This is a genomic window from Pseudomonas sp. F-14 TE3482, assembly GCF_053629455.1.
Window position 1 is genome coordinate 4105942 of the sequence record NZ_JBRJII010000001.1, and the last position, 26922, is coordinate 4132863.

The 26922-nt window shown below is 59.9% G+C and carries 23 protein-coding genes, 1 tRNA gene and 2 pseudogenes; 13 read left to right on the top strand and 13 right to left on the bottom strand.

All coding sequences use genetic code 11. The features are described from left to right. Positions 1-12: 12 nt before the first annotated feature. The gene (locus tag AB7M26_RS18655; RefSeq protein WP_429440004.1) at positions 13-834 is read right to left on the bottom strand and encodes an alpha/beta fold hydrolase; all 822 of its coding nucleotides are present in this window, start codon (positions 832-834) and stop codon (positions 13-15) included. Between the two features lie 8 nt (positions 835-842). On the opposite strand from AB7M26_RS18655, the pseudogene AB7M26_RS18660 reads away from it, so the two are divergent. Both AB7M26_RS18660 and AB7M26_RS18665 read left to right on the top strand, forming a co-directional pair. Further along, positions 843-1024, top strand: a pseudogene (locus tag AB7M26_RS18660) (SDR family NAD(P)-dependent oxidoreductase); the annotation flags it as partial. Between the two features lie 223 nt (positions 1025-1247). Beyond that, a pseudogene (locus tag AB7M26_RS18665) lies at positions 1248-1385 on the top strand (arsenical resistance protein ArsH); the annotation flags it as partial. A 97-nt stretch (positions 1386-1482) separates the two neighbouring features. On the opposite strand, the gene AB7M26_RS18670 reads toward AB7M26_RS18665, so the two are convergent. Then, positions 1483-2154, bottom strand: a complete 672-nt coding sequence (locus tag AB7M26_RS18670; protein ID WP_429385725.1) for a TetR/AcrR family transcriptional regulator — start codon at positions 2152-2154, stop codon at positions 1483-1485. Between the two features lie 138 nt (positions 2155-2292). On the opposite strand from AB7M26_RS18670, the gene AB7M26_RS18675 reads away from it, so the two are divergent. Further along, positions 2293-3315 carry a hypothetical protein gene (locus tag AB7M26_RS18675; protein WP_429385727.1) on the top strand — a complete coding sequence of 341 codons (1023 nt, stop codon included), beginning with the start codon at positions 2293-2295 and terminating at the stop codon, positions 3313-3315. A gap of 370 nt (positions 3316-3685) precedes the next feature. Here AB7M26_RS18675 and AB7M26_RS18680 read toward each other — a convergent pair. Further along, positions 3686-3773: transfer RNA gene (locus AB7M26_RS18680), tRNA-Ser, on the bottom strand. Between the two features lie 124 nt (positions 3774-3897). Between AB7M26_RS18680 and AB7M26_RS18685 the strand changes: the two genes are divergently transcribed. Then, entirely contained in the window at positions 3898-4569 is a 672-nt protein-coding gene (locus AB7M26_RS18685) for a Bax inhibitor-1/YccA family protein (RefSeq protein WP_007898177.1), read from the top strand. A 70-nt stretch (positions 4570-4639) separates the two neighbouring features. Here the strand turns inward: AB7M26_RS18685 and AB7M26_RS18690 are convergent, their stop codons facing one another. Genes AB7M26_RS18690 through AB7M26_RS18700 form a run of 3 tightly spaced genes read right to left on the bottom strand, consistent with a single transcriptional unit; the run spans position 4640 to position 5868 of the window. Next, a complete protein-coding gene (locus AB7M26_RS18690; protein ID WP_123495056.1) occupies positions 4640-5032 on the bottom strand; it encodes a VOC family protein in 393 nt (130 codons plus the stop codon). 11 nt (positions 5033-5043) lie between these two features. Beyond that, positions 5044-5373 carry a YceK/YidQ family lipoprotein gene (locus AB7M26_RS18695; protein ID WP_008066990.1) on the bottom strand — a complete coding sequence of 110 codons (330 nt, stop codon included), beginning with the start codon at positions 5371-5373 and terminating at the stop codon, positions 5044-5046. A 57-nt stretch (positions 5374-5430) separates the two neighbouring features. Further along, on the bottom strand, positions 5431-5868 hold the full coding sequence (locus tag AB7M26_RS18700; protein WP_008006559.1) for an Lrp/AsnC family transcriptional regulator: 438 nt from the start codon (positions 5866-5868) through the stop codon (positions 5431-5433). Positions 5869-6003: 135 nt separating this feature from the next. Here AB7M26_RS18700 and AB7M26_RS18705 point away from each other — a divergent pair, with 135 nt between their 5' ends. Further along, complete coding sequence (locus AB7M26_RS18705) at positions 6004-6897, top strand: DMT family transporter (protein ID WP_123495055.1); 894 nt, start codon at positions 6004-6006, stop codon at positions 6895-6897. A 7-nt stretch (positions 6898-6904) separates the two neighbouring features. Here AB7M26_RS18705 and AB7M26_RS18710 read toward each other — a convergent pair whose 3' ends face one another. Then, on the bottom strand, positions 6905-8530 hold the full coding sequence (locus AB7M26_RS18710; RefSeq protein WP_123495053.1) for an NADP-dependent glyceraldehyde-3-phosphate dehydrogenase: 1626 nt from the start codon (positions 8528-8530) through the stop codon (positions 6905-6907). 210 nt (positions 8531-8740) lie between these two features. Between AB7M26_RS18710 and AB7M26_RS18715 the strand changes: the two genes are divergently transcribed. The 6 genes from AB7M26_RS18715 (at position 8741) to AB7M26_RS18740 (ending at position 17690) form a co-directional block, all read left to right on the top strand. Continuing rightward, the gene (locus AB7M26_RS18715; RefSeq protein ID WP_123495052.1) at positions 8741-9628 is read left to right on the top strand and encodes a Dyp-type peroxidase; all 888 of its coding nucleotides are present in this window, start codon (positions 8741-8743) and stop codon (positions 9626-9628) included. Between the two features lie 87 nt (positions 9629-9715). Then, positions 9716-10333: a transcriptional repressor LexA gene (gene lexA / locus AB7M26_RS18720; RefSeq protein WP_123495051.1), complete on the top strand. Its 618-nt coding sequence runs from the start codon at positions 9716-9718 to the stop codon at positions 10331-10333. Then, positions 10333-10950 carry a translesion DNA synthesis-associated protein ImuA gene (gene imuA, locus AB7M26_RS18725; protein ID WP_123495050.1) on the top strand — a complete coding sequence of 206 codons (618 nt, stop codon included), beginning with the start codon at positions 10333-10335 and terminating at the stop codon, positions 10948-10950. The genes lexA and imuA overlap by 1 nt, the downstream gene beginning before the upstream one ends. 7 nt (positions 10951-10957) lie before the next feature. Further along, positions 10958-12373 (top strand): Y-family DNA polymerase, encoded by a 1416-nt coding sequence (locus AB7M26_RS18730; RefSeq protein WP_123495049.1) that lies wholly within the window; start codon positions 10958-10960, stop codon positions 12371-12373. Beyond that, a complete protein-coding gene (locus AB7M26_RS18735; protein ID WP_221178754.1) occupies positions 12349-15447 on the top strand; it encodes an error-prone DNA polymerase in 3099 nt (1032 codons plus the stop codon). The genes AB7M26_RS18730 and AB7M26_RS18735 overlap by 25 nt, the downstream gene beginning before the upstream one ends. Before the next feature lie 131 nt (positions 15448-15578). Continuing rightward, positions 15579-17690 carry a hybrid sensor histidine kinase/response regulator gene (locus AB7M26_RS18740; protein ID WP_123495047.1) on the top strand — a complete coding sequence of 704 codons (2112 nt, stop codon included), beginning with the start codon at positions 15579-15581 and terminating at the stop codon, positions 17688-17690. Between the two features lie 203 nt (positions 17691-17893). Here the strand turns inward: AB7M26_RS18740 and AB7M26_RS18745 are convergent, their stop codons facing one another. Then, positions 17894-18415 (bottom strand): DUF4142 domain-containing protein, encoded by a 522-nt coding sequence (locus AB7M26_RS18745; protein ID WP_123495044.1) that lies wholly within the window; start codon positions 18413-18415, stop codon positions 17894-17896. A 218-nt stretch (positions 18416-18633) separates the two neighbouring features. On the opposite strand from AB7M26_RS18745, the gene AB7M26_RS18750 reads away from it, so the two are divergent. Both AB7M26_RS18750 and AB7M26_RS18755 read left to right on the top strand, forming a co-directional pair. After that, entirely contained in the window at positions 18634-18876 is a 243-nt protein-coding gene (locus AB7M26_RS18750; protein ID WP_008066957.1) for a YdcH family protein, read from the top strand. Positions 18877-18984: 108 nt separating this feature from the next. Beyond that, the gene (locus tag AB7M26_RS18755; RefSeq protein WP_123495043.1) at positions 18985-19245 is read left to right on the top strand and encodes a hypothetical protein; all 261 of its coding nucleotides are present in this window, start codon (positions 18985-18987) and stop codon (positions 19243-19245) included. 151 nt (positions 19246-19396) lie between these two features. On the opposite strand, the gene AB7M26_RS18760 is transcribed toward AB7M26_RS18755, so the two are convergent. The 5 genes from AB7M26_RS18760 to AB7M26_RS18780 all read right to left on the bottom strand — a co-directional run bounded on the left by AB7M26_RS18760 (position 19397) and on the right by AB7M26_RS18780 (position 26733). Beyond that, complete coding sequence (locus AB7M26_RS18760) at positions 19397-20485, bottom strand: SMP-30/gluconolactonase/LRE family protein (RefSeq protein ID WP_123495042.1); 1089 nt, start codon at positions 20483-20485, stop codon at positions 19397-19399. Further along, entirely contained in the window at positions 20482-21624 is a 1143-nt protein-coding gene (locus tag AB7M26_RS18765; RefSeq protein WP_123495041.1) for an SRPBCC family protein, read from the bottom strand. Before AB7M26_RS18765 ends, AB7M26_RS18760 begins: the two co-directional genes overlap by 4 nt. Positions 21625-21734: 110 nt before the next feature. Beyond that, positions 21735-22598, bottom strand: coding sequence for a LysR family transcriptional regulator (locus tag AB7M26_RS18770; protein ID WP_429376120.1), 864 nt, complete (start codon positions 22596-22598; stop codon positions 21735-21737). A 232-nt stretch (positions 22599-22830) separates the two neighbouring features. Further along, on the bottom strand, positions 22831-24549 hold the full coding sequence (locus tag AB7M26_RS18775) for a hydrogenase maturation protein (protein ID WP_123495040.1): 1719 nt from the start codon (positions 24547-24549) through the stop codon (positions 22831-22833). A gap of 336 nt (positions 24550-24885) precedes the next feature. Further along, positions 24886-26733, bottom strand: coding sequence for an amidohydrolase (locus AB7M26_RS18780; protein ID WP_123495411.1), 1848 nt, complete (start codon positions 26731-26733; stop codon positions 24886-24888). Positions 26734-26922 lie beyond the last annotated feature (189 nt).

A 26922-nucleotide genomic window follows, 5' to 3' on the forward strand; every position in this document is an offset into this window, starting at 1 on the left:
TGGGCTGCGTCGTCAAGCATCGAGGAACGCCAGTGCCTTGGCCACGAAGTCAGCGTAGTTCTGGAAAATTCCGCCGTGCCCGGCATCTTCATAAATAACCAACTGTGCGTTCGGGACGCGGTTGGCCAGCGCCAGCGAGTTAACACTGGGCACCATGATGTCGTTGTTGCCGTTGACGATCAGCGTCGGCGTCCGCAAGCGCTCGAGGTCTTGCGGTGCCTGATTACCCCACGCGGTGATGGCTTTTAACTGCCGCAGGAAAGCGTAGGGCGTCGGGCCTTTGTCGCGATTTGTTTTGCGCGCTTTCAAGCGTTGCAAATACTGCGAGGCGGCTCGGCGGCCATTGGGCGTCGAAGTAAAGAACAGGTAGCACTTGGGATCGCGCAAGGTCAGCAAACCTTTGATCATCAATGGCCACGTCACCGAACCGACCTTGTCGATACCGGTTCCGCCGGCCGGCCCGGTGCCGGTCAGAATCAAGCGACGCACCTTTTCGGGGGCTTTCAGGGCGATGTCTTGAGCGACGAAGCCACCGAGCGAAAAACCGAGCACATCAACGGTTTCGAACCCCAGCGCATGGATCAACTGGATGGCATCGTCAGCCATTTCGCCGACCGTCAGTGGCGCGGTTCCGCCAGAGCCGCCGATCCCGCGATAGTCAGTGGCAATGACGCGTCGTGTTTGTGCCAGGCCATCGATGATCGCGGGATCGAAGTTGTCCAGCACCGCGCCCCAATGGTTGAACAGTACGAGAGGCACACCGGTTGCGGGGCCGATGTCGCGGTAGGCGAAGGGAGTGCCATTGACTGTGATCGACCGGTTCGCCGCGTTGATGAACGCGCGAAATCATGGAAGTGGACGATCTGGTGGATGCCGCACTGGTCGGTTTCGATCGTCGCGAGCCGGTGACGATCCCGCCGCTGCACGAAGCTGAACGCTGGGATGACCTGCAGAGCGCACGTCAGGGATTGCTGGGCAAATCCGCCAAGCTGCGGTTGCCCAGCGCTACCAAACCCTACAGTGATCTTTTGATGAGTGCGGCCAAATCAACGATCGGCAGCTCAGAGCGCGCTAGCTTGTGGCCACGATGTCGAAGTTCTGGTCGACCAGATTCGCAACCTTCGAGTGTCTTCGGTAGCAGCGCGTTCTGAATCGAGTTAGCAACAGAGGCGGAATGATGATCCTGGAGCCTTCATGAGGCAGATGCTCGATATCGAGGTAACACGATCGAAGTTGGAGCGCACGTCAGCCGCTTGCTGACGGAGCAAGCAGCACGACGGCTGGAATATTTTGACGTAGAAACTTGCACCTGCAACCCATCCGGCTTGCCGCTGCCAGACGGTGCTCCGGTTGAGCATCCCAAGATTCAGGATTTCTGTGATTTGTGATCGGTCGACCAGGTCGGGCGTTTTCCCGAACCTAAGCTTCCGACCAACTACCTTCCGAACTAAAACGAGCCTTAAATAGGTGTTGATGCAGACTTCAACATGTCGCAGAAATTCGAGCCCCAGCGGTGATGAAGTCAATCACTCGGTTAACGTCTGGAACCTGCTGTTTCCCGTCCCTTAGACGCTCTCGAATCGGAGCAAGTACGAGCAACGAATAAAAGGCCTGTGCGGAAATCTCTGACTCCATGGCCCCCGCCTCTGATAGCAAGGCTTGGACTATGGAAGTAGCGCGCTCATATCCAGCTCTGTGCAGCGAATCGAGTAGTTCGGGGAAGCGCTTGGCAGCAGTCGCCATACTCCGATCTAAAGATAGGGTATCCGGATTAACAGCTTGCTCCACGAAGACATGACCCAACATCTGTAACCGTGCGCGCAAATCCAAACTAGGGTCGCTTTCAAATCGCTTCAGCACCGCCTGCACTGCTGCGAAACTGCGAACCGTATGGTCGGCTATCACCGCCGCAAACAGCAGCTCTTTTCTAGGGTAACGAAGATAAAGCGTTCGCTTGGAAACACGCGCTTCCATCGCAATGGAGTCCATGGTCGTTACGTCATATCCATTGGCGACGAAAAGGCGGTGCGCAATATCAAGCAGATGCTGCTCCAAACGCGGCGCGTCGGCTTGCGACGGGCGCCCTCTACGCGGCTTGCGAAGCTCGCCTGATGCAGCAGCTGCGTCGGACTCAGTAGAAATGGTTTGCTTCATGTACAAGTAACCCTTGATAAAGATACACGACCGTACCATTATGGTCCTGGCCGCGGCCCGCCTGGCTCTCTACGTAGTACCGGTCGAAACGTTGATTCCGGCGCCTCTGTACACTGTCCATATAGGAGAAAGCTGCACATGTCCAATCTGCAATGGCCTCAACGAGGTAATTTCGGCTACAAGCCCCTAGTCGGGCCGCATTTATATGAACCTGAACGACTGATTGAAACTAGAGGCTATTTTGGCCTTAGTTGGGAAGGCGCGCTGCACTATGGGACGTTGCGAGACGACGAAGGTCATCTCTATTCCCTAACCCGGCGCTTTTGTGATACGAGCAAAGGAGGGCGGGATAGTCTCATCATCCAGTCATCGCGCAATGCTGAGGGGTGCCTGCATTTCGATCCCCCGTTATTCCAAGGCGCCGCGTCCGGCAAGAACGTTGTTAGCGGCATTGAGAACGGCAACGCCTTTCGTCGTAGTCCGACCGACGCTGACGGCGCCGCCTACGAGATTGTCTACGGCTCGGACACGCTGCAATGGCGCGAGCAGGGTGTGATGGAATTGCACGGTAGCCTCTGTGGTCCCGGCCTGCATTGGTACCTGCCGCAGACTGACTCAGGTATCTATTACGCTTCAGCAATGTTCCAAGTGACGGGTAAACTAGCCGGCCGTGATGTTCGGGGCTTCGTCTGCGCCGACACTGTGTTCATGCGCGAAGACGCGATGCTGTATGGCGATGGAGATCCAATGGCCGGCGATCATACGCACGTCACTTGGTACACTTGGGGAACGCGCTATAAGGATGGCTCATTTGAGGGGGGCCACTTTAGTGCCGGACATGACCGATGGGGTTTCGCACTTATAACCACGGACCAACAGGTGGTCACCACCTGCACCGATGTCGAAGCCATCGTAAAGGCTGGCCCCGATCGAAACTTCCCTCAGGCCATCTACCTGCGCGCCGGGGACTCTCTATGGGAGTTCATCCCCGATCCGAAAGGGCGTATGCCTGATTTTCTCGGAAAATCTCAGCCGTCGACCCCTCAGAACGAAGGACGCTGGCGCCGGGTAGGAGACACAAGGGAACCAGAGACGTACTGGGCGTGGGGCGAAATAAGCCCGCTAACCGGCACCGAGCGAAAACTGAGATTTCGACTCTGAATAATCCTGTTCTGGAAAGAAAGAAACCCCTTAGGTTTCAATGAATCGGACGCCAGATACGAGTCTCGTTTCTTTCTCCAAAAACGCAAAAACGCCGCTCACTGAGCGGCGTTATTGTTTGTGTGTAATTTGTGGGCTGCGTCGAGGAGAAGATCGCGATCTCTACATTCGTTCCGGCGCTTCCTGCGAAAACTCCCCCTGAGCCCGTTTCTCAGAACGGTAGGTGCACGCAACAGGCCATTCGAAAAACTAGCCGCCGGTCGAAAAGCAAGACTTCATCCAAGGTGTGGGCTGGAGTGTGGGCTGTGAGGTTTTTCCAAAAGCCAGAAACGACAAGGCCCTGAAAAATCAGGGCTTTGTCGTATAAAGATGGCGGAGGCGATGGGATTCGAACTCATGGACCTGTTACAGTCGACGGTTTTCAAGACCGTTGCCTTAAACCACTCGGCCACACCTCCGTTTGCGTTGCGGGCGCCATAATACCTGAATGAAACACACTGTCAAACTCTCTGCATGGCTTGTTACAGAGCGTCTGTTATGATCTTTGCGACTGAACGTTTCAAACCCAACAGGAGTGTCGCCATGCGCGAACAGGATTACGCAGTTAATAACAGCGTGCAGGCTGAGCAGCTAGAGGTTAGCCGCGTCCTGCGCAACACTTACGGCTTACTCGCCCTCACCCTCGCATTCAGCGGCGTGATGGCGTTTGTCGCGCAGCAGATGCGTGTCGGCTACCCGAATATCTTCGTGGTGCTGATCGGCTTCTACGGCCTTTTCTTTCTCACCAACAAACTCCGTGATTCGGCATGGGGCCTGGTTTCTGCGTTCGCGCTGACCGGTTTCATGGGTTTCCTGCTCGGCCCGATTCTCAACCGTTACCTGGGTATGCAGGGCGGCGCGGAAGTCGTCAGCTCGGCCTTCGCGATGACCGCGCTGGTGTTTGGCGGCCTGTCGGCTTATGTGCTGATCACCCGTAAGGACATGAGTTTCCTCGGTGGTTTCATCACCGCCGGTTTCTTTGTGCTGTTGGGCGCGACTCTGGCGAGTTTGTTCTTCCAGATCAGCGGTCTGCAACTGGCGATCAGCGCAGGTTTCGTGCTGTTCTCCTCGGTGTGCATTCTGTTCCAGACCAGCGCCATCATTCACGGCGGCGAGCGCAACTACATCATGGCGACCATCAGCCTGTATGTATCGATCTACAACCTGTTTGTCAGCTTGCTGCAACTGTTCGGCATCATGAGCCGCGATGATTGATCGTCAGCCTTGAGTAAAAAACCCGCTTCGGCGGGTTTTTTATTGTCTGTGATTTGGCTCAGCGTTGGTTTCAATCAGGTTCGTGGCAACACACGCAGAGTTTGTTGCCGTCCGGGTCGCGCATGTAGGCGCCGAAGTAATCGGGATGGTAGTGCGGACGCAGGCCAGGTGGCCCTTCGCAGGATCCACCATGAACCATGGCCAGTGCGTGACAGCACTTGACGATCTCGCGACTCGGCGCAAGCAGGGCGATCATCTGCCCATTCCCCGGTGTGGCCGGCTGTTCGTCGAACGCAGTGCCAATGACGAACAGCGGACGCGGTGCGTTCTTGCTCATCCACGCAGCCCAGGGTTTGCCGGGATCGCAAAATTTCATCTGTAGCTGCAGTGCATCCATGATCGGTCGGTAGAACGCTAATGCACGATCGAAATCGGTGATGCCGATAAAAACGTGAGACAACATTCACCTGCTCCTTATTCGGCCACAATGATGCTGCCATCAGCCTGTTGCCGATAAATGGTGTAGGGCAGCAGCATGGTGTCGAGAACGCCGGAAATCACTACGTCGATCAGTACAAAGGGCGTGCCGTTGTTGTATTTGTACTCATCGATGCCCGGGCCTGGAGGCGCATGCAGACTGCAAAAGTCATACGTCACGCCGCTATAGATCCGTGGAACCGCACCGCAGTAGGTTTTCTGTTCCTTGAGACTCTTCGCCGCGGCCTCGTCACTGCGCACCACGGTCTGAAACGTGCCGCAACCAGTGAGTATCATTGCCGCCAATAACATGACCTGAGTTTTCATACCGCCAATCCTTCGCCGGAAAACCCCCAATCTACCTCTTTGTGAACAAAACAGCACTCAAGCCATCGGTGGCAGCCGGCGCTTGACCGGGGTCTTCTTGACGATGGCGGTGTTGGTTTCGGCGTGGCTGTTGAGGCGATCGAGGAGGGTGTCCAGTTGTTCCATCGAGCGCACATGCAGGCGGGCGATGAAGCAGTCATCGCCAGTGACTTTGTCGCACTCGGTGAATTCGGGGATGGCCTGAATCTGTCGCTCCACTTCCTGTAACTGGCCCGGCAACGGGCGAATACGGACGATGGCCTGGAGTTGGTAACCGAAGCATTTGGGGTCGATCTCGACGGTGTAGCCTTTGAGCACGCCACGTTCTTCGAGGCGGCGCAGGCGCTCGGCAACACTGGGCGAGGACAGGCCGCTGATCTGTGCCAGGGCCTTGAGCGAGCGGCGGGAATCTTCCATCAACGCGCTAATCAGCACTTGGTCGATGTCGTCGGTCATGGCGAATCCCCTGTTAGGCAATTGGCTGAATAAGCCTTGATAAAAAAGGCAGAAGCCGAGTTTAGCCTGCTTTTTGCGCTGGAGAAGCCCCCAAATTGATTGGCATACTTTGGGCTCAAATACAGGAGGTGGATGATGGACAAAACATTACGTCGCGGCTCATTCGAAATGACCGCCGCCATGCTGATTTCCGGGACCATCGGCTGGTTCGTGCTGGTGTCCGGGCAACCGGTACTGGACGTGGTGTTCTGGCGCTGCGTGTTCGGTGCCGCCACCTTATTGCTGATCTGCGCGGCGTTCGGCTTTCTGCGTCCTGGCATTTTGACGTCCACCACTTTTTTGCTGGCCGTACTGAGCGGGGTGGCGATTGTCGGCAACTGGGTGCTGTTATTCGCGTCCTACTCCCGCGCCTCGATTGCCATTGGCACGGCGGTTTATAACGTTCAACCATTCATGCTGGTGGGGCTGGCCGCGTTGTTCCTGGGGGAGAAGATCACCCTGCAGAAGTTGTTCTGGCTGGGCATTTCGTTTCTAGGCATGCTGGCGATTGTCAGCGCACATGGTGAGCAGGGTGAGGGTGGCAACGATTACCTGATGGGGATTGGTCTGGCGCTAGGGGCTGCCTTTCTGTACGCGATTGCCGCGTTGATCATCAAACGCCTGACCGGCACACCTCCGCACCTGATCGCATTGATCCAGGTGTGCACCGGCGTGCTATTGCTCGCGCCCTTTGCGCACTTCTCGGCGATACCGCAAACGCCCGATGCCTGGGCCAGTCTGGTGACCCTGGGCATCGTGCATACCGGTTTGATGTATGTGCTGCTTTACGGCGCGATTCAAAAACTGCCGACAGCGCTGACCGGCGCGTTGTCGTTCATCTACCCGATTGCGGCGATTTTCGTTGACTGGTTCGCCTTCGGCCATCGCCTGGAGCCGCTGCAATGGATCGGTGTCGCCGCGATTCTGTTGGCCGCCGCCGGGATGCAACAGGGTTGGAGCCTGAAGCTTCGGCGGATGGCGGCGCAGTAAACAGGCCTCAGAAAATGTAGTCAGTGGTCAGGAAACTCGAGTTGCGTCCGCTGATGATCTCGCTGAGAAGCTCTTTGCTGCTCTCCTGGAACTTGGTCGCCACCAGAGTCCGAATCGAAAATACCCGCAGCGCATCGTGCACCGACAGCGTGCCCTCGGCGGAGTTCTTGCGGCCGTTGAACGGATAGGTGTCCGGACCGCGCTGGCACTGGGCGTTGAGGTTGATCCGGCCGACCTGGTTGGCGAACGTATCCACCAGCCTGCCGACTGCCACCGGGTTGGTGCCGAAGATGCTCAGTTGCTGGCCGAAGTCGGATTCCAGGACGTAATCGATCACGGTGTCCAGATGACGGTAAGGCACGATCGGCACGACCGGGCCGAACTGTTCTTCCTGGTAGACGCGCATCTGCGGTGTCACCGGGTACAACACGGCCGGGTAGAAGAACGATGCGCGGGCTTCACCGCCATTGGGGTTGACCACGGCTGCGCCTTTGCTGACCGCGTCCGCCACCAGGGTGTGCAGATAATCGACCTTGCCTGATTCCGGCAATGGCGTCAGGGCCACGCCACTGTCCCACGGCATGCCGGGTTTGAGGCTGGCGAGTTTGGCGTTGAACTTCTCGATGAACGCTTCGACCACGTCTTCATGGACGAAGAGGATTTTCAGCGCGGTGCAGCGTTGACCGTTGAACGACAGCGAGCCGGTGACGGCTTCGCTGACCGCATTGTCCAGATCGACCTCCGGCAGAACGATGCCGGGGTTCTTCGCATCCAGGCCCAGCGCCGCGCGCAAGCGGTGAGGCCTTGGGTGGAGTTTTTTCAGGTCGCTGGCGGCCTTGTTGGTGCCGATGAACGCAAAGATATCGATCTTGCCGCTGGCCATCAGTGCGCTGACCGTCTCGCGGCCGCTGCCGTAGATAACGTTGATGACACCGGCCGGGAAGCTGTCGCGAAAGGCTTCCAGCAACGGGCGAATCAACAGCACCCCAAGCTTGGCCGGTTTGAATACCACGGTGTTGCCCATGATCAGCGCCGGAATCAGCGTGGTGAAGGTTTCGTTCAGCGGGTAATTATAAGGCCCCATGCACAACGCCACGCCCAACGGCACGCGGCGGATCTGGCCGAGAGTGTCCTGCTCCAGTTCGAAGCGGCTGGAGCGGCGGTCGAGTTCCTTGAGGGCATTGATGGTGTCGACGATGTAGTCGCAGGTGCGGTCGAACTCTTTTTCCGAGTCCTTGAGGTTTTTACCGATCTCCCACATCAGCAACTTGACCACCGCCTCGCGCTGTTCGCGCATGCGAGCCAGGAAGGTTTCGACGTGCTGGATACGCTCGGCCACGCGCATGGTCGGCCACAGGCCCTGGCCGCGGTCGTAGGCGCGGACGGCGGCGTCGAGCGCGGTCAATGCGGTGTCCGCATCGAGCAGCGGCGTGCTGCCGAGGATCACCTGTTCATCACCATTCGCACCGCTCAGGTACACCGGGCTGCGGACTTGAGCGAGGGGCCCGGACCAGGTTTTCAGTTCGCCATCGACCAGATACTCGCGCTGTTCGATCGGGCCGTTGAGGCGGTACTTTTCCGGGACGTTGTCGGCGGTGGGAAACAGGTTGCCAAGGATTTGTGCTGTGGTCATATCGCTACCCCGTCTGGATTGGGTGATGCACTGATGAATCGTTTTAGCAGACCTCGGACTCGCTTGTCATGGCTCATCTTATGATTTTTTTTGCTCGGCGTTATGGATCGCGAATCTGTCGGCAGCTGCTACAGGTCGATCTTTTGCCCTGAAAACACACAAGTAACGATCCCCCGGTTAAACTTCACGCTCTTTCTCAAAGGAGTTCATATGAGTTATTACCAGCCGGGCATTCTCGCCACCCCTGTTCCGCCTCAAGCTCGTCATATGTTCTTCGCCCTTGAATCCGTTGAGGCACTGCCGGCTGCGCTGGATAACCTGATGCGCCTGGTGGACGGCAAGTCGGCTGTAGTCGGTTTTGGTGAATCCCTGGTCAAGGCGCTGCACGCGCAGATCGACGGGCTGCGCGCTTTTCCTGCGCTGGTCGGTGTCGGTGTCGACAACCCCTCGACCCAACACGCGCTCTGGTGCTGGCTGCACGGTGTTGACCGTGGCGAACTGCTCAATCGCAGTCATGCGCTCGAAGCCGCGCTGGCACCGGCCCTGCGTCTGGTGCAGATGAACGAAACCTTCCGCCACATGACCGGGCACGACTTGACCGGTTACGAAGACGGCACCGAAAACCCTCACGATGAAGCCGCTGTCGCCGCTGCATTGTTGAGCGACGGCGTGGACGGTCTGGTCGGTGGCAGCTTCGCCGCGATCCAGCAGTGGCAGCATGATTTGAAAGGCTTCCACGCGATGCCGCCCCATGAGAAAGACAACATCATGGGCCGTCGCTTGAGCGACAACGAAGAACTCGATGACGCGCCGATCTCTGCCCACGTCAAGCGCACCGCCCAGGAAAGCTTCACACCTGAAGCCTTCGTGGTCCGTCGCTCGATGCCGTGGATCGAAGGCGATCGTGCCGGCCTGATGTTCCTGGCCTTCGGTTTTTCCCTCGATGCCTTCGAATCCCAGTTGCGGCGCATGAGCGGTCTGGAAGACGGCATTACCGACGGCCTGTATCGCATCAGCCGACCGATCACCGGCGGCTACTACTGGTGCCCACCGCTCAAGGACGGTCGCCTTGACCTGCGCGCACTGCGTGTCGGCTAAACCTCAAAGGATTGGCTACGGCGGTAAACCGTTCGTGGGCATGAGCTGACTGGTGGTCCTTGTCAGGAAAATTCCAAAAGAGTACAAATGTACTCCATGACGACTTTAACTCCCCGCCGTACCGCCATCCTGACCTTCATCCGCGATCGAATCGCCGAACATGGTCAGTCCCCGAGCCTCGCTGAAATCAGCGAGGCCTTTGGCTTCGCCTCCCGCAGCGTGGCACGCAAGCATGTGCTGGCGCTGACCGAGGCCGGTTTCATCGAGGTTAATCCGCATCAGGCGCGCGGCATTCGGCTGTTGAATCAACCGCCGCGGCCCGAACTGCTGGACGTTCCGGTACTCGGTCGAGTGGCGGCCGGTGCGCCGATCGGTGCCGATGCCGAGATCCACAGCCGTTTGCTGCTTGATCCGTCGATCTTCTCGCGGCTACCGGATTACATGCTGCGGGTGCAGGGCGATTCGATGATCGAGGACGGTATTCTCGACGGCGATCTGGTGGGCGTGCGGCGCAATCCCGAAGCGGTCAACGGCCAGATCGTCGTGGCGCGGCTCGATGGCGAAGTCACCATCAAGCGTTTCGAGCGGGTCGGCGATTCTGTTCGGCTGTTACCACGCAATCCGGCTTACAAACCGATCATTGTTCGAGCCGATCAGGATCTGGCCATCGAAGGCGTGTTCTGCGGTCTGGTGAGGCAAGGGTAATGGGCGCCGTCGTTGCGTTGGATACGCTGTTCAATGGCGGCCAGGTCTGGAAGGGCCGGCCTGCACCACCGGCCGTCAGCCCGCAACCCACCGGGCATGCGGCGCTGGATGCGGCATTGCCCACAGGTGGTTGGCCGGAAGCGGCGCTGACTGAAATCCTGCTGGCCGGGCAGGGCGTGGGTGAGTTGCAACTGGTGTGGCCGGCGCTGGCGCGGCTGTCGGCGGCAGGTGAACGCATCGTGCTGGTGGCGCCGCCTTACGTGCCGTATCCCCAGGCCTGGCAGAACGCCGGGGTCGATTTGCGGCAACTGTCGATCATCCAGACCAGTGAGCGCGATGCGCTGTGGGCGGCGGAACAATGCCTGCGTTCGGGCAGTTGCGGGGCGGTGTTGTGCTGGCCGCACAAAGCCGACGATCGGGCATTGCGACGTTTGCAGGTGGCGGCGGAAACCGGTCAGACCCTGGCGTTCGCCTACCGTTCGCTCAGTGAGGCCATCAACCCGTCGCCAGCGGCCCTGCGCATCGCCATCGACTCCAAACCTGCGCAATTGCGGGTGCTCAAGTGCCGGGGCGGGCTGGCCCGTTCGGCGCCGATTGCCTTTGCCACCGGGCATTGAGGTTGCCATGCGCTGGGTTTGCATTCTCTTCCCGCAATTGGCGCTGGACGCGGTATTGCGTCAGCGGCCCGACCCCGATGAGCCGCTGGCGCTGCTGACCGGCCCGGCCCAACGTCGGGTGCTGCAAGCGGTCAACGGTTCGGCGCGGGCGCTGGGCTTGCGGCCCGGCCAGTCGATGACCGCCGCTCAGGCCTTGAGCAAAGGGTTTGTCACCGCCGAATACGACGCCGCCGAGATCGAGCACTGGCAGCAATTCCTGGCCGCCTGGGCCTATCGGTTCAGCTCTCAGGTCAGCGTGCATTATCCGCGCGCCGTGGTGTTTGAAATCGAATCCAGCCTGGGCTTGTTCGGGCCTTGGCCGCAGTTCGAAGCGCGGTTGCGGGCGGAACTTGGCGAGCTGGGGTTTCGTCACCGAATTGTCGCCGCGCCCAACCCGGTGGCGGCGCGGGTGCTGGCCAACGTTTATGACGGTCTGGTGGTGCCGGACAATGACGCTTTGCAGCACCATCTCGGGCAGTTGCCCGTTGACCGGATCGCCCTGGAGCCAAGCGTTGCCACGGCACTGTCGCGCATGGGGCTGCGCACCTTGAGTCAGGTGCAGGCGCTGCCACGACATAGCCTGGCCCGGCGTTTCGAAGCCCAGGTGCTCAAGCATCTGGACACCCTGTTCGGTTTACGACATCTGGCGCTGGCGTTTTACCTGCCGCCGGACCGTTTCGATGTGCGCATCGAACTCAACTTCGATGTGCAATCCCATCAGGCATTGCTGTTTCCATTGCGCAGGCTGACCGGCGATCTGGCGGCGTTCCTCTGCGGGCGCGACAGCGGTGTGCAGCGTTTTGACCTGCATCTGGAGCACGCCGGGTTACCAGACACGCTGATCAAGGTCGGCCTGCTCAGTGCCGAGCGCGATCCGGCAATGCTGTTCGAGCTGGCCCGAGGGAGGCTGGAGCAGGTTCAGGTCGAGGCGCCGGTGCGCGGTTTTCGTCTGCGCGCCGAAGAGCTACCGGCCTTTGTGCCCCAGTACCAGGAACTGTTCGATGATCGTCCGCAGCAATCCTTGCCTTGGGAGCAACTGCGCGAACGCTTGCGCGCACGGCTGGGGGATGACGCGGTGCAAGGCTTGCGGTTCCAGGCCGATCACCGACCGGAATGCGCGTGGCAGGCCAGTGTCGACAGCCAGACCTGTGAGGTATTGCCTGCCGTGCAACGTCCGGGCTGGTTGCTGACGGAGCCGCAGGCAGTACACGAAGGTTCGACGCGCATCCTCATGGGGCCGGAACGCATCGAGTCGGGCTGGTGGGACGGCGACGACGTGCGCCGCGATTATTACCTGATCGAAACCCGTTCCGGCCAGCAAGGCTGGGCCTATCGGGCGGTGGGCGAAGGCGGTCCGTTGTGGCTGCAAGGCTGGTTCGCATGAGTGTCGATTATGCCGAGCTGCACTGCCTGTCGAACTTCAGTTTCCAGCGCGGTGCTTCCAGTGCGCTCGAGCTTTTTCAACGGGCGAAAAAGCAGGGCTATCGAGCGTTGGCGATCACCGACGAATGCACCTTGGCGGGCATCGTCCGCGCCTGGCAGGCGGCCAAGGCCGTGGAATTGCCGCTGATCATCGGCAGTGAAATACGCATCGAAGACGGCCCGAAACTGGTACTGCTGGTGGAAAGCCTCGAGGGTTACCAAACCCTGTGCCGCCTGATTACCCGCGCCAGACGCCGTACGCAGAAAGGCCAGTATCAGGTGCTGCGGGAGGATTTCGGCGAGCCGTTGCCGGGGCTGTTGGCGTTGTGGGTGCCGGACGCCGTCGATGACGTTGAGCAGGGTCACTGGCTGAAGCAGACCTTCGCCGAGCGCCTGTGGCTGAGCGTTCAGTTACATCGCGGGCAGGACGACACCCGGCGACTGGCGGCGCTGCTGACCCTGGCGCGGGAATTGCGGATCCCGGCGGTGGCCAGCGGCGATGTGCACATGCATGCCCGTGGCCGTCGCGCCTTGCAGGACACCATGACTGCGATTCGTCATCACTTGCCGGTGGCCGAGGCCGGGTTGCGCCTGCACCCCAATGGCGAACGGCATTTGCGCAGCCTCGACGCCTTGCGCGAGCTCTATCCGCAGGCACTGCTCGACGAAACGCTGAGCATCGCCCGCCGCTGCACGTTCGACCTCGGTCAGTTGCGCTATCAATATCCCCGGGAGCTGGTGCCTGAGGGGCGCACGGCCACGTCCTGGCTGCGGGAGTTGGCCGAAAAGGGTGTTCGGTGGCGCTGGGAAAAAGGCCCTAAAGTCGAGGTGTTGGCGCAGATCGACAAGGAACTGCAACTGATTGCCGAGCTGGGGTACGAAAGCTATTTCCTGACCGTTCACGACATTGTCAATTTCGCCCGCAAGCAACACATTCTGTGTCAGGGGCGCGGTTCTGCGGCCAACTCGGCGGTGTGCTACGTACTGGGGATCACGGAGATCGACCCGGAGCGGAGCACGTTGCTGTTCGAACGTTTTCTCTCCAAAGAGCGCAACGAGCCGCCAGACATTGACGTCGATTTCGAGCACGAGCGGCGTGAAGAAGTCCTGCAATACGTGTTTCAGCGTTATGGTCGGACCCGCGCGGCGCTGACGGCGGTGGTCAGCACTTACCATGGTGCCGGCGCAGTCCGCGATGTGGCCAAGGCACTGGGTTTGCCGCCCGATCAGGTCAACGCCCTGGCCGACTGTTGCGGTCACTGGAGTGATCAGGCGCCTCCCGTCGAGCGCCTGCGTGAAGGTGGTTTCGATCCCGACAGCCCGGTGTTGCGCCGGGTGCTGAGCCTGACGGGGCAGTTGATCGGTTTCCCCCGGCACCTGTCCCAGCACCCTGGCGGTTTCGTGATTTCCGAGCAGCCCCTGGACAGCCTGGTGCCGGTGGAAAACGCCGCCATGGCCGAACGCACCATCATCCAGTGGGACAAGGACGATCTGGATGCGGTCGGGCTGCTCAAGGTCGATATTCTGGCGCTGGGCATGCTCAGCGCGATTCGCCGTTGTTTCGATCTGCTGCGTCGGCACCGTGGCCGGGACCTGAGTCTGGCAACGGTGCCGGCCGAAGATCCGCAAACCTACGAGATGATCGGACGTGCCGATACCATCGGGGTGTTCCAGATTGAATCCCGGGCTCAGATGTCGATGCTGCCGAGGCTCAAACCCACGACCTTCTATGATCTGGTGATTGAGGTGGCGATCGTTCGCCCGGGGCCGATTCAGGGCGGGATGGTGCATCCCTATCTGCGGCGGCGTAAGGGCGAAGAAGAGGTGATCTACCCGTCGAAAGAACTCGAAGCGGTGCTGGAGCGTACGTTGGGCGTGCCACTGTTCCAGGAACAGGTGATGCAGATCGCGATTGTCGCCGCCGACTACAGCCCCGGCGAGGCCGATCAATTGCGCCGCTCCATGGCCGCCTGGAAACGCCACGGCGGACTGGAACCGCACAAGGAACGTCTGGCCGACGGAATGAAGAAAAACGGCTACACGGCGGAGTTCGCCGCGCAGATCTTCGAGCAGATCAAAGGCTTTGGCAATTACGGCTTTCCCGAATCCCACGCCGCCAGTTTCGCCTTGCTGACCTATGCCAGTTGCTGGTTGAAATGCCACGAGCCGGCGGCCTTCGCCTGTGCGCTGATCAACAGCTGGCCCATGGGTTTCTACAGCCCGGACCAGATTCTTCAGGACGCCCGCCGACATCATTTGCAGATTCGTCCGGTGGACGTGCGGGCCAGTGACTGGGATTGCAGCCTGGAACCGATCATCGGCGCGCAGCCGGCCATTCGCATGGGGTTGCGGATGATCAAAGGCTTTCGCGAGGACGATGCCAGGCGCATTGAAGTTGCACGGTCGAAAGGGGCGTTTGCCGACATCGCCGACCTTGGCGAACGGGCGCGACTCGATGCCCGTGCCCAGGAGCAACTGGCCGATGCCGGTGCATTGCGCGGGCTGGCCGGTGACCGGCATCGGGCGCGCTGGGAAGTGGCGGGTGTGCAGAAGCAGCTCGGCTTGTTTGCCGGTTTGCCGAGCCAGGAAGAGCCGACGGTGTCTCTGCCCAAACCCACCGTGGGCGAGGACCTGCAAGCCGATTACAACAGTGTCGGCACCACCCTCGGCCCGCATCCGCTGGCATTGCTGCGAGGCGAGTTGAAAGCCCGGCGTTGCCGCAGTTCGAAAGAGCTTATGGATGTCGAGCACGACCGACCGGTCAGCGTCGCCGGGTTGGTGACCGGTCGACAACGCCCGGGCACCGCCAGCGGCGTGACCTTCGTGACGCTTGAAGATGAGTTCGGCAACGTCAACGTGGTGGTCTGGCGCGACCTGGCCGAACGGCAACGGCAGGTACTGGTCGGCTCGCAATTGCTCAAGGTCGATGGACGCTGGGAAAAGGAAGGCGAGGTGCGGTATTTGATTGCCGGGCGCTTGAGCGACCTGAGTTCACTGCTCGACGGTATCCATGTGCGCAGCCGGGATTTCCGCTGAACCGGCGACATTCAGCTATACCTCAATGAAACCATTGGCGTCGGCGGTGCTCGAAACAAACGGGCACGCACCGTCTCCTCACGCCGTTGCACTGCCTGAAAACATGTCATTCACAAGACATAGGCCAGTCGATGCAGTTTCTAGACAATAGCCACGGATGTACCGGCTGGAGCGGCGAAATGGCTGGACGCATTCGCGCGTTCGACTGGAGCCTGACCGAGCTCGGGAGCATCGATACCTGGCCCGGGAGCCTGTGCAGCACGGTGCAATTATTGCTCGCCTCACCCCTGCCCATGGTGATGCTGTGGGGCCGGCCCGGTTATATGATCTATAACGATGCCTACTCGAGATTTGCCGGTGGGCGCCATCCTTACCTGCTGGGTTCCCCGGTGGAGTTGGGCTGGCCAGAGGTCGCCGAATTCAATCGGCATGTGGTGGACACCTGCCTTGCGGGCGGCACCTTGTCCTATCACAACAAAGCTTTGGTGCTGTTGCGTGACGGCGTACCCGAAGACGTCTGGATGGATCTTTACTACAGCCCCGTCGCCGATGATGACGGGCACCCCGCCGGGGTCATGGCGATGGTGGTCGACACCACTGACCATGTGATTTCCGAGCGCCGCCGCCAGGAAGCCGAAAGCGCTTATCGCGCCGACAACGAAAGAGTTCGCCTGGCTCTTAATGCCGGGGCTTTGCTCGGCTCATTCGTCTGGGATATCAAGGCTGATGTGCTGTCTGCCGACGAACGCTTCGCCCGCACGTTTTCCTATCCGCCCGACCAGGACCTGGCCAACCTGTCACCGCTCATCGCCGAAATGCAGATCCATCCCGACGACCGCAGTTGGGTTCAGGAACGGATCAATCAGTCGGTGGAAACCGGCATACCCTATAACGCCGAATACCGGGTCCTGCGCCCCGATGGCAGTTACCTGTGGGTGCTGGCCAGCGGGTGTTGCGAGTTCGATGAGCAAGGCGAGGCGTTCCGCTTTCCCGGGGTGTTGATTGACATCCATGAACGCAAGAGCGCCGAAGAATCTTTGCTCAAATTCACCCGCAACCTGGAGCAGCGAGTCGCCGACGAAGTCGAGGCGCGGCTGGCGGCTGAAGAGCAGTTGCGCCAGTCACAGAAACTCGAAGCCATCGGCGGTCTCACCGGTGGTGTGGCCCATGACTTCAACAATCTGTTGCAGGTGATCGCCGGCAACCTGCATTTGCTGGCGCGTCACGAGCCGGACAACGCCAATGTGCAACGCCGGGTCAGCGCGTCGATTGCCGCGGTCGAGCGCGGTGCCAAATTGTCGTCGCAATTGCTCGCATTCGCCCGTCGTCAGCCTTTGTCGCCGGCGGTCTGCGATCCACGGCAGATCTTCGAAGGCCTGGGAGAATTGTTGCAGCGGGCGCTGGGGGAAACTATCCAGATCAAGGTGACGGCGCCTGACGATCCATGGCATCTCTACGTGGACCGCAATCAACTGGAAAACGCCATTCTCAACCTCGCGATCAACGCCCGAGACGCCATGAACGGCGAGGGGACCATTGCCCTGAGTGCCGAGAACATTGCCCTCGACCGCAAGTTTTGCGCAGGCAAGGGCATCGTCGCCGGCGACTATGTTTGCGTCGCGGTGGCTGACACGGGTGTCGGCATGTCGCCTCAAGTGCTCGCACAGGCCTTTGAACCGTTTTTCACCACCAAGGCCGACGGCCAGGGCACCGGCCTGGGTTTGAGTATGGTGTTCGGTTTCGTCAAACAGAGCGACGGGCATATCGAGATTTCCAGCGTCGTCGGGCAGGGCACTCGGGTGCAGCTATATTTCCCGCGCAGCTTGCGCCCGTTGCCCGGTGAAACAACGCGCCATGATCCGCAGCACCGTGGCGGGCACGAAACCATTCTGGTGGTCGAGGACAACGAAGCGGTGCGTGGCTCGGCGGTGGATTTGTTGCGTGAAGAGGGCTATCAGGTTCTGACCGCGGCCAACGGTGACCTGGCCATGCAGATGTTGCTCGATGGCGTGGCAGTGGATCTGATCTTCACCGATGTGGTTATGCCCGGTCTGATCAAAAGCGCGGACCTGGCCGCCTGGGCCAAGGTACAGAATCCACCGGTGGCGGTGCTGTTTACCTCCGGCCACACCCGGGACATTATTTCGCGCAATCACCAACTCAGCCCCGACACTTATCTGCTGAGCAAACCTTATGGCCCTGAAGCGCTGTTGAGTAAGATCCGCAATGTGCTGGGTGGTTGATTCTGGATTTTCATTGATTGCGCAATCCATGTGGGAGCGGGCTTGTGTGGCGAGGGGGCTTGCCCCCGTTGGGCCGCGCAGCGGACCCAGGACCAGCGAGCGCTACGCACTCGAACGGGGGCAAGCCCCCTCGCCACAAAGCCCCCTGACCACAGCCCGCTCCCACAGGTTCCGCACCTTGACTGACTGTCATCAGCGCGGGGTTATTTGTCGGGATGAGCCGCCTGGAGTTTTTTCGCCATATCCAGGTGTTTTTCCAGCGCCGGCAACATTTTTTGCGCGAAGGCCTTGAGGTCGGTGGCGCCTTTGGTCTTGTCGTCCGTCACCGTATTGGCTTCTTTCTTGAACCGTTCAATGGCTTCTTCGTGAGCCTTCACCTGATTGTTGGCATAGGCCGTGTCGAAGGATTCATCGCGCAGGTCGAGAATTTTTTCCTTGGCCTGTTTAACTATTGTCGTCGTGTCCGGCACTTCGATGTCATGCTTTTTCGCCAGTGCCGCCAGTTCTTCATTGGCTTTGGAATGATCGGTGACCATCATGTTGGCGAACGCCTTGACGTCGGCCGATGAGCTTTTTTCCAGGGCCAGTTTGCTGGTCTCGACTTCCGCGATGCCGCCCGCGACCGCGTCATCGACGAAGTCGTTGGAATCGGCGGCAAAAGCTGTGCCCATGCTGGTGCTCAAGGCAACGGCCAGGGCGAGGTGACGCAGATTGAAGCCGTCCATTGATCATTCTCCACACAGGTTTCTATGGGCGATCCGGGTGATCGTTATTCAATGGAGGCGGGCGCTCGAGTAAAGGTTTTATCGCGTTTGCGACAGGACGACGAACGGACACCGCTGGTCTGATAGACGGTCGACAGAACCGGGTAAGCGAGGCCATTCTGATAGCTGGTGAACGCAATCGATCACGTTTGCCACCGATTAACAAACGGAGGTGTTCCATGCCGGTGACCCATGACCTTTATCAGGATTTGCGCTGCACGAAGGAAGAGATCCAGCAAAAACGCACCAAGGATCCGTTACTGGATTCACTGCTCAACAAGTACTCCCAGGCGGACGCCGAAGTGTTGAAGGCCGAGTCCGCACAATCGGATGCGCCCAGCGATGATGCACTGAAGAAGCTCAAGGAGAAGCGCTTGCAGGTCAAGGACAAGATCGTCCAACAACTCCAGGCACGGTCCTGAGGCGCTATGTCGAGTCACCGACGACCGGTGACTGAAAAATTGGAACGGGGATAAATACCGGCACCTCGAACGATCAGAGCCGACTTTGCGGCCCATGCGAGGTGCCCCATGCCCCCTTCAGCCTTTCCCCATAAAGAAAAGTACCCCAGCGAACAACAGGGCGGCTATGACCCGATCCCGACTCATCCCGAACCCCTGAGCCCTGGACGCACCACCGTCAATCCCGAGGATGAACCGGGCATCGATGAATTGCCGGACAATGAGGACATAACGCCTCTGGAACAGGATGACGTCACTGACATCGACCCGGAGCGAGTGCGCGAAGAGACAGACAATTCGGTTCGTGATGGTGAGATGGATCCGCGTTGAGTCCACGAGGGATGATCACAAACTTCGCGGCAACCCCAATCAACTGTGGGAGCGGGCTTGCTCGCGAATGAGGCCATGCCAGTCGACATCAATGTTGAATGTCAGTCCGCCTTCGCGAGCAAGCCCCGCTCCCACAGATTGATCATCGTTACTACTGCAATGCCGTGCTCAACGGCAACCGCGCCATGTGCCGCGCTTTCAGCGATCCCAGATACAACCAGTCCCCATACTCGCGCACGGTGGTGATGGGGGAGTAGTTGCCGCTGCTGGCGTCCTGCAGATTGGCAATCACTTTACCGTCGAGGTCCAGGCCAAGGGCGAAGGCGCGTTTCTCCACCGGTTTGGGCAGGACCGTCATCGCGCGCACGATCATTTTGCGTACCAGAGGGTAGGGCGCCGTGGCGTCAAGCAGTGCATTGCGCGGTGCATACAGCGCCACCCAGAAACGGTCGCGACCATTGAATGCCAGGTTGTCCGGCAGCCCTGGCAAATTGTCGATGAACAGATCGTGGGTTCCGGCTTTTGGCCCGGTCAGCCAATAGCGGCTGATGCGATAGGCGCCGGTTTCGTTGACCAGCACAAACGCATCATCAGGCCCCAAGGTCACACCGTTAGCGAACTCCAGTTTGTCCAGAAGAACCGTCGTTTTGCCGGTCTGGAAGTCATAACGCAGCAATCGGCCGTCGCCGCCGTGCTCGATGATTGCCTCGCCATCCTTGCCGTAACCCCAACGGCTGGATGCATCGCTGAAATAGGCGTAATGCCCTGACTTGTCGATGACCACGTCGTCGGTAAAGCCGAAGGGCACGTTGTTGGCCGTGGTGCTCAATGCAATCAATCGGCCTTGAGCATCGAGCGACAGCAAACCCTTGACCCCGTCGGCGATCACTAGCAAACCATTGGGATGGCGCGCCAGGCCCAATGGCCTGCCACCGGTATCGGCCAGCACCCTGGTGGTCTTGCCGTCGAGGCTGGTGCTAATCAACCGGCCGTCATGCAGGCCGGTGATGAGGATGTTTTCTTCCAGAAGCAACGCTTCCGGGCCGTCGATGTCGGCGGCACCGACACGCTCCACGCCTTTGAGGCGCTGATTGTCTGTGTAGATGCCATCGATGAGGGAGGGCGCTGGTGACGGTGTCCAGGCGATCGGCTGGACCTTGGTGGGTAATAACAACAGGAAGCCGCCAACCACAATGATCAACAGCAACAATAAATGCCGAAACCTGAAGGCTCTTTTCACGCGGTGACTCCTGTCGAGGCCAGATGTTTTTGCGCCATCTCGCGTAACGCCAGCATCGATTGCGCCGATTCATGCTCAATGCGCCGTTTGAGCAACAATCGATTGGCGATGCGCATCAGTACACTGCTAAAGCAATATTCCAGGGTGCGGACAAACCGCGTGCCATCGCCAAAAGCCTCGCACTCGTAAGTCAACACCAATGACAGCCCATGATCGTCCTGGGCCCGAGCGCTCCAGCGACGGCCGGGCAAGTATTCGTCGACCTCCCAACTCAAATGTCCCTCACGCCCACCGGCCCGAATGTCTTCCTCGAACCGCGCCCCGGCATACAACGGGCCGCTCTGGCCATCGACCTTGAGGGAGGACGGATGCCACTCCGGCCAACGCGTCGCCGTGCTGGCGTAGGCGAGCACGGCGAGCGGATTTCCTGCGATGTCGACCACGTGCTGCAGGCGGATGGGCGTTCTCGTCAGGTGTGGAGGCGCTTGTTCCGGCTCCCAGTGCAGGGTGCCGAACAGGTAGTCCATCAGTGGAAACACGATATTGAAATTGCGCTCCTGCATCAGTTCACGGCGGTGATGCAGTTCATGCAGACGGCGCATCTGGCGGACCCATGGCAGACGTGTCAGCGGGTTGCCGGGCGGTAAATGTTCGCAGGCATGGAACACTTCATAAGTCAGGTAACCGAGGACCATGCAGCCGCCGAACAGCCCCGCGACGTTGCCATTGAGCTGAGCCAGCAGCCACCACGCGGGCGCGGTAATGACGAGGGTGTGCAACACAATCAGCCAGGCCGGAAACAGAATCACCCGCCAGTCCCGGGCGCTGTCGTAGGTCATGTGGCCGGGGGTGAAAAAGCTGTGATGGTCACCGGCGTGACGGGCGTAGAACATTCGCGCCAAGCGCTTTTTATGGTGCCCCAGATGCCGATGCACGACGTAGACGCCGAAGTTGAAGAACAACAGGGTCAGCGGCACCGCCAGCCATTCCAGGGGGTGTACCTGATGCACGGTGCTCCAGAACGCGCCGATGGCCAGCAACCCGAACAGCAGCACAAACACGCCGTGCAACCAAGGGTTGTAGAGCGGATGAATATCGGCACGGTAGCGCGCGCGGAATGCTTCGGTGGTCTGCCTCACTGCGTTCACCTGTGGTTATTGTTATAACCAGCAGATTAGCCGATCCCACCGCAGAGGCTGGCCCAACCTTGAGGCCACATGCGCCATGCTCCGGTGCAAGGCGCCCGGCGTCAGGTCAAGGGGTTCCAGCGCTGGGACCAATCGTCGTCCGACTTGATCACTTCACGCAGTAAGTCGAAGGCTCGTTGCAGGGTCACCGAGTCGCGGTCCCGGGAGTAAACCAGGTAGGTCGGATAGCTGAACTCCGGAGCCTTGGGCACTGGCTCCAGCACGCCGCTTTCCAGGTAGCTCTGGACCACGCGGGTGCGAAAATAGCCGCTGCCGCCGTTTTCCAGGATGTACTGCAAGGCCAGCGGGCCGAGGTTGAAGCTCAGGGCTGCCTTGGCCTTTTCCGGCAGTGCGGCATCGTGCTGACGACGGAAGTCCGGGCCCCAGTCGATATACACATAAGGATCGGGCTGTCCGGCCAGGCGTACCAGGATGAGTTTTTCTTCCAGCACCTGCTCGACTTGCAGGCGTGGCCAGTACTCGGGCTGATAGACCAGCGCCGCATCCAGCACCCCCAGCTCCAGTTGCCGCAGCAGGTTTTCGCCGTCGCGGATTTCCATGCGCAATGCGTGGCTGGGAATTTTCTCGCGCAACTCGCCGGCCCAGCTGAGCATCAACGGGTTGCACAGGCTGACCTCGCCACCGATGTGCAGCACGTCGCGGTAGCCCTCGGGCAGCGGCAAGTCACGACGCGCCGCCTCCCAGGTCTGCACCAGTTGATTGGCGTAAACCACAAAGGCCTCACCGTTCGGCGTCAGGCGTGCCCCGGCGCGGTTGCGCACGAACAGCGTGCTGCCGAGCTGGCTTTCGAGTTTCTGCACGCGGGCGGTGATCGCGGTCTGGGTGACGTGCAGCTTTTCAGCCGCCGCGGCCAGGCTGCCGTGGCGGACGATTTCCAGAAAGGTGCGGGCGAGGTCGATGTCCATGGGCAGGCCGATGTGGGAGGTGCGGGCATTGTAAGAGCAGCATTTGTCTTCCGATACCACTTGTGGCGAGGGAGCTTGCTCCCGCTGGGACGCGAAGCGGCCCCAAGACCCGTCGACGCGTAATGTCAGATAAAACGCGTCTACCTGTTTTACGACTGCTGCGCAGCCGGACGGGAGCAAGCTCCCTCGCCACAGGTTTCACTGTCTGGTCCAGTCACCTCATGCCAAACGATCAATCCGCCAACTCGACCTCCCTTACCACCGCCCACTGCGCCACCAACCGCTGGGGCGTGCCACACGCCTTGCGCTTGAACACAAAATTTCGGCATTTCTCGGCAAACTGTTTGCGGTTCTGCACCATGTCCAGCTGCATCTCTTCCAGCTCGGCATTGCGACAGTGCTGCATCAGCTGAGTCTCGAGCTGGCTTTTGCGTTCACGCACCGCCTGATACGCCGGATCACTCAACGCACCATTGGCTCGCTGCAACAACCACAGGCCAAACTCGTCAGGGCAGCGCGGGCCGATTTCCTGGACCATGCCCAACTGCAAGGCCTGGGTGGCGCTGATCGGCAGACAGTCTTCAGTGAGTTTTTTCGCCATTGCCTGGCCGACGGCGCGGGGAAGGCTGTAGGTCCAGTACTCGGAGCCGTACAGGCCCATGGTTTTGTAATGAGGGTTGAGCACGATACCGGACCGGGCGAAGACAATATCGGCAGTCAGCGCCAGCATCACGCCGCCGGCCCCGGCATTCCCGGTCAAGCCGCTGACCACCAGTTGCCGGGCGCTGAGCAGTTCCTGGCAGACGTCATCGATCGCCTGAATATTGGCCCAGGCTTCCAGCCCCGGAACCGCTGCGGCCTGGATCACGTTGAGGTGCACGCCGTTGGAGAAACTGCCGCGCCCACCCTTGATCAGCAGCACCTGGGTGTCCCGGGACTTGGCCCAGCGCAGGGCCTCAACCAGTCGTTGGCACTGTTCGGTGCTCATTGCGCCGTTATAAAACTCGAAGGTCAGTTCGCCGACATGCCCCGATTCGCGATAGCGGAGCGGTTGATAGCTTTCATTGCTGAAGGGCCGGGAGGCGATCGACCAATCAAGGGTAGGTACTTGCGCCAGCTGTTCGGCGAGCACATGGCGGGCCGGGCGCTTGAAGGTTTCTTCACCGGGCCGGGGTTTGTGTCGCAATGAACCGATCCACAGGCTGTGATCGCCGGTTGCCACCAGCACCGCATCGTCATGCACCGCGAGAATCTCCCCCGGCGTGCCGCTGCGTGAATCCAGGTGAGCGTCGTAGAGGTAATACTGACCGCCGGCCAGGCTCGCCAATACGCCGGGCTGGCCGTCGGCAGCGTCGATGCGGCGTTTGATGAAGTGTGAGCTGTCGTGCCAGCTGAAGGATCGGTCGGCTTGCTTCATGTTCGGCTGCAAACGGCCAATCACATGGCGTTGGCTGTAATCCAAGGGCACCGGCACGAAACCGTCGATGAATTTTTCCACCACTTCGCGGATGCAGGAGATCGCCGCATCGCTGACGCGCCCGTTGTACAACTCGGATTTACGCAGGCCTTGAGGCAAGTTGAACTCACAGGTGGCCCAGACTGGCCCGGCATCCATTTCCTCCACCGCTTGCAACGCGGTCACGCCCCAGCGGCTGAGTTCGCGGGTGATCGCCCAGTCCAGCGCACTGGCACCACGGTCGCCGACAATGCCCGGATGAATGATCACCACGGGACGCTGGCGGTTGCTCCACAACTGTTGCGGTACCCGATCCTTGAGGAACGGGCAGATCACCAGGTCGGCGCCGGAGTGTTCGATTTGCTCGCATACCGCCTCTTCATCGGTGAACAGCACCATGCTGGGCGAATGACCGGCGTGACGCAAGTCCAGCCAGGCCCGCTGGGTCAGGCCGTTGAACGCTGACGCCAGCAGAGTGATTTTCAATGACCGCACGATTTGACTCTTCCTTGAGAATGACGGGCCGCAGGCTCCCAATGAGCCGTCCGTGGCCTTCGATGGAAGCGCGATAGTAGTGATTGCGAGGGGGGGAGCAACTGATCGAGGTCAAGCTTGTGTCAGTGGGTGTTTCATTGGCGGCCGAGCGGCTTATTTCTGTGGGCGAGTGGATCCTGGTTTTTTTATTGCTTCAAATGTATTTGGGGAATGTTGAGGCTGAAAATCAAAAGATCGCAGCCTGCGGCAGCTCCTACAGGATTCATATTCACCGAAATATCGCGGGTGAACATCGATCCTGTAGGAGCTGCCGCAGGCTGCGATCTTTTCTCTTTTTCAAAACGCAAAACACGAACAGCCAAACGCCCCCCAGAACCCTTGGAAGTCACTGACCGGCGCCGACGACAACCGCGCCCGCTCATGGCTGTGGGCATGCACCGCGCAAGCGCCCACGCATTGATGAACCTGAGCCGTCAGCGGCGTCAGGGGTTTCCAGTGCCCCGGTACGTTCACCACCGGCGACCACTCAGGCACTACCGGAATCGGCGCAGGCCCCAGTTTTTCGAACTCGGCTGTGCCGTAGACGATCTTGCCGTCGACAATGGTCAGCACCGACTCGATCCATTTGATGGCTTCGTCTTCGATGTGAAAGTAGTCCGTCGACAGCGCAATCAGGTCCGCCAGTTGCCCGACCTTGATCTGGCCTTTCTTGCCTTGTTCGGAGGAAAACCAGGCGCTGCCGTGGGTGAACAGTTCCAGCGCCGTATCACGGCTCAAACCTTGCGGGTACAGCGCCAGCCCGCCGACGGTGCGGCCACTGACCAGCCAGTACAGGGAAGTCCAGGGGTTGTAGCTGGAGACTCGCGTGGCATCGGTGCCGGCGCCCACCGGCACACCCTCGGCCAGCATGCGTGCGATCGGTGGTGTCGCTTCGGCAGCCTTCGCGCCGTAACGGTCGACAAAGTACTCGCCCTGAAATGCCATGCGGTCCTGGATCGCGATGCCGCCACCGAGCGCTTTGACCCGCTCAATGTTCCGTGGGCTGATGGTTTCGGCGTGATCGAAGAACCATGGCAAACCGTCGAACGGAATATCCCGGTTGACCTTCTCGAACACGTCGAGCATGCGGCTGATGGATTCGTTGTAGGTGGCATGCAGGCGGAAGGGCCAACGCTGTTCCACCAGATGCCGCACCACCGGCTCCAGCTCCTGCTCCATGGTTTGCGGCAAGTCTGGGCGAGGTTCGAGGAAGTCTTCGAAATCGGCTGCCGAGAACACCAGCATTTCCCCGGCACCGTTGTGCCGCAGGAAGTCATCGCCCTGACCGTAATGGGAGGTGCTGGTCCAGTTTTTGAAATCGGTCAGCTCTTCCTTGGGTTTTTGAGTGAACAGGTTGTAGGCAATGCGCACCGTGAGCTGTTGGTCTTTGGCCAGTTGCTGGATAACTTGATAATCGTCCGGGTAATTCTGATAACCGCCGCCGGCATCGATGGCGCTGGTGACGCCCAGCCGATTGAGTTCACGCATGAACTGGCGGGTCGAGTTGACTTGATACTCCAGCGGTAATTTCGGTCCCTTGGCCAGGGTCGAGTAGAGGATCATTGCGTTGGGTCGGGCGATCAGCATGCCGGTGGGGTCGCCATTGGCATCGCGCTGGATCTCGCCGCCCGGCGGGTTTGGCGTGTCGCGTGTATAGCCGACCACTTTCAACGCCGCGCGATTGAGCAGGGCGCGATCATAAAGATGCAGAACGAATACCGGGGTGTCCGGCGCGGCCTTGTTCAGTTCTTCAATCGTCGGCAGGCGCTTTTCGGCAAACTGGAACTCGTTCCAGCCACCGACCACCCGCACCCATTGCGGCGTCGGTGTGCGATCGGCTTGATCCTTGAGCATGCGCAAGGCATCGGCCAGGGACGGCACGCCTTCCCAGCGCAGCTCAAGGTTGTAGTTCAGGCCGCCACGGATCAAGTGCAGGTGAGAGTCGTTGAGACCGGGAATCACCGTGCGGCCATGCAGGTCGATGATTTGGCTGCCGGGGCCTTGCAGGGCCATGGCCTGGGCGTCGCTGCCGACCACTACGAAGCGCCCGTCCTTGATCGCGACGGCACTGGCCTGGGGTTTCTTGCGGTCAACGGTGTGCAGGCGTCCGTTGTACAAAATCAGGTCGGCTGGGCTATCGGGCATGGCTTTACTCCCTGCGAATAGTGGGCTGACCCAGGCACCGACGGCGCCTGCCGAGAGGCCTTGCAGTACACGGCGACGACTGAAGTCGTTGTGCTCGTCAGGTGGGCTCATGGCAGCGCTCTCCACAAAGTTCTTCACAAAGAAGCGAGGATCAACAGCCGATGTCTGACGCATGCGGCCAGAAGGAAT

Excerpts from the sequence above, each read along its gene's own strand:
- AB7M26_RS18670 (WP_429385725.1), bottom strand. The coding sequence starts at position 2,154 with ATGAAGCAAACCATTTCTACTGAGTCCGACGCAGCTGCTGCATCAGGC.
- AB7M26_RS18675 (WP_429385727.1), top strand. The coding sequence starts at position 2,293 with ATGTCCAATCTGCAATGGCCTCAACGAGGTAATTTCGGCTACAAGCCC.
- AB7M26_RS18685 (WP_007898177.1), top strand. The coding sequence starts at position 3,898 with ATGCGCGAACAGGATTACGCAGTTAATAACAGCGTGCAGGCTGAGCAG.
- AB7M26_RS18690 (WP_123495056.1), bottom strand. The coding sequence starts at position 5,032 with ATGTTGTCTCACGTTTTTATCGGCATCACCGATTTCGATCGTGCATTA.
- AB7M26_RS18695 (WP_008066990.1), bottom strand. The coding sequence starts at position 5,373 with ATGAAAACTCAGGTCATGTTATTGGCGGCAATGATACTCACTGGTTGC.
- AB7M26_RS18700 (WP_008006559.1), bottom strand. The coding sequence starts at position 5,868 with ATGACCGACGACATCGACCAAGTGCTGATTAGCGCGTTGATGGAAGAT.
- AB7M26_RS18705 (WP_123495055.1), top strand. The coding sequence starts at position 6,004 with ATGGACAAAACATTACGTCGCGGCTCATTCGAAATGACCGCCGCCATG.
- AB7M26_RS18710 (WP_123495053.1), bottom strand. The coding sequence starts at position 8,530 with ATGACCACAGCACAAATCCTTGGCAACCTGTTTCCCACCGCCGACAAC.
- AB7M26_RS18715 (WP_123495052.1), top strand. The coding sequence starts at position 8,741 with ATGAGTTATTACCAGCCGGGCATTCTCGCCACCCCTGTTCCGCCTCAA.
- lexA (WP_123495051.1), top strand. The coding sequence starts at position 9,716 with ATGTACTCCATGACGACTTTAACTCCCCGCCGTACCGCCATCCTGACC.
- imuA (WP_123495050.1), top strand. The coding sequence starts at position 10,333 with ATGGGCGCCGTCGTTGCGTTGGATACGCTGTTCAATGGCGGCCAGGTC.
- AB7M26_RS18730 (WP_123495049.1), top strand. The coding sequence starts at position 10,958 with ATGCGCTGGGTTTGCATTCTCTTCCCGCAATTGGCGCTGGACGCGGTA.
- AB7M26_RS18740 (WP_123495047.1), top strand. The coding sequence starts at position 15,579 with ATGCAGTTTCTAGACAATAGCCACGGATGTACCGGCTGGAGCGGCGAA.
- AB7M26_RS18745 (WP_123495044.1), bottom strand. The coding sequence starts at position 18,415 with ATGGACGGCTTCAATCTGCGTCACCTCGCCCTGGCCGTTGCCTTGAGC.
- AB7M26_RS18750 (WP_008066957.1), top strand. The coding sequence starts at position 18,634 with ATGCCGGTGACCCATGACCTTTATCAGGATTTGCGCTGCACGAAGGAA.
- AB7M26_RS18755 (WP_123495043.1), top strand. The coding sequence starts at position 18,985 with ATGCCCCCTTCAGCCTTTCCCCATAAAGAAAAGTACCCCAGCGAACAA.
- AB7M26_RS18770 (WP_429376120.1), bottom strand. The coding sequence starts at position 22,598 with ATGGACATCGACCTCGCCCGCACCTTTCTGGAAATCGTCCGCCACGGC.
- AB7M26_RS18780 (WP_123495411.1), bottom strand. The coding sequence starts at position 26,733 with ATGCCCGATAGCCCAGCCGACCTGATTTTGTACAACGGACGCCTGCAC.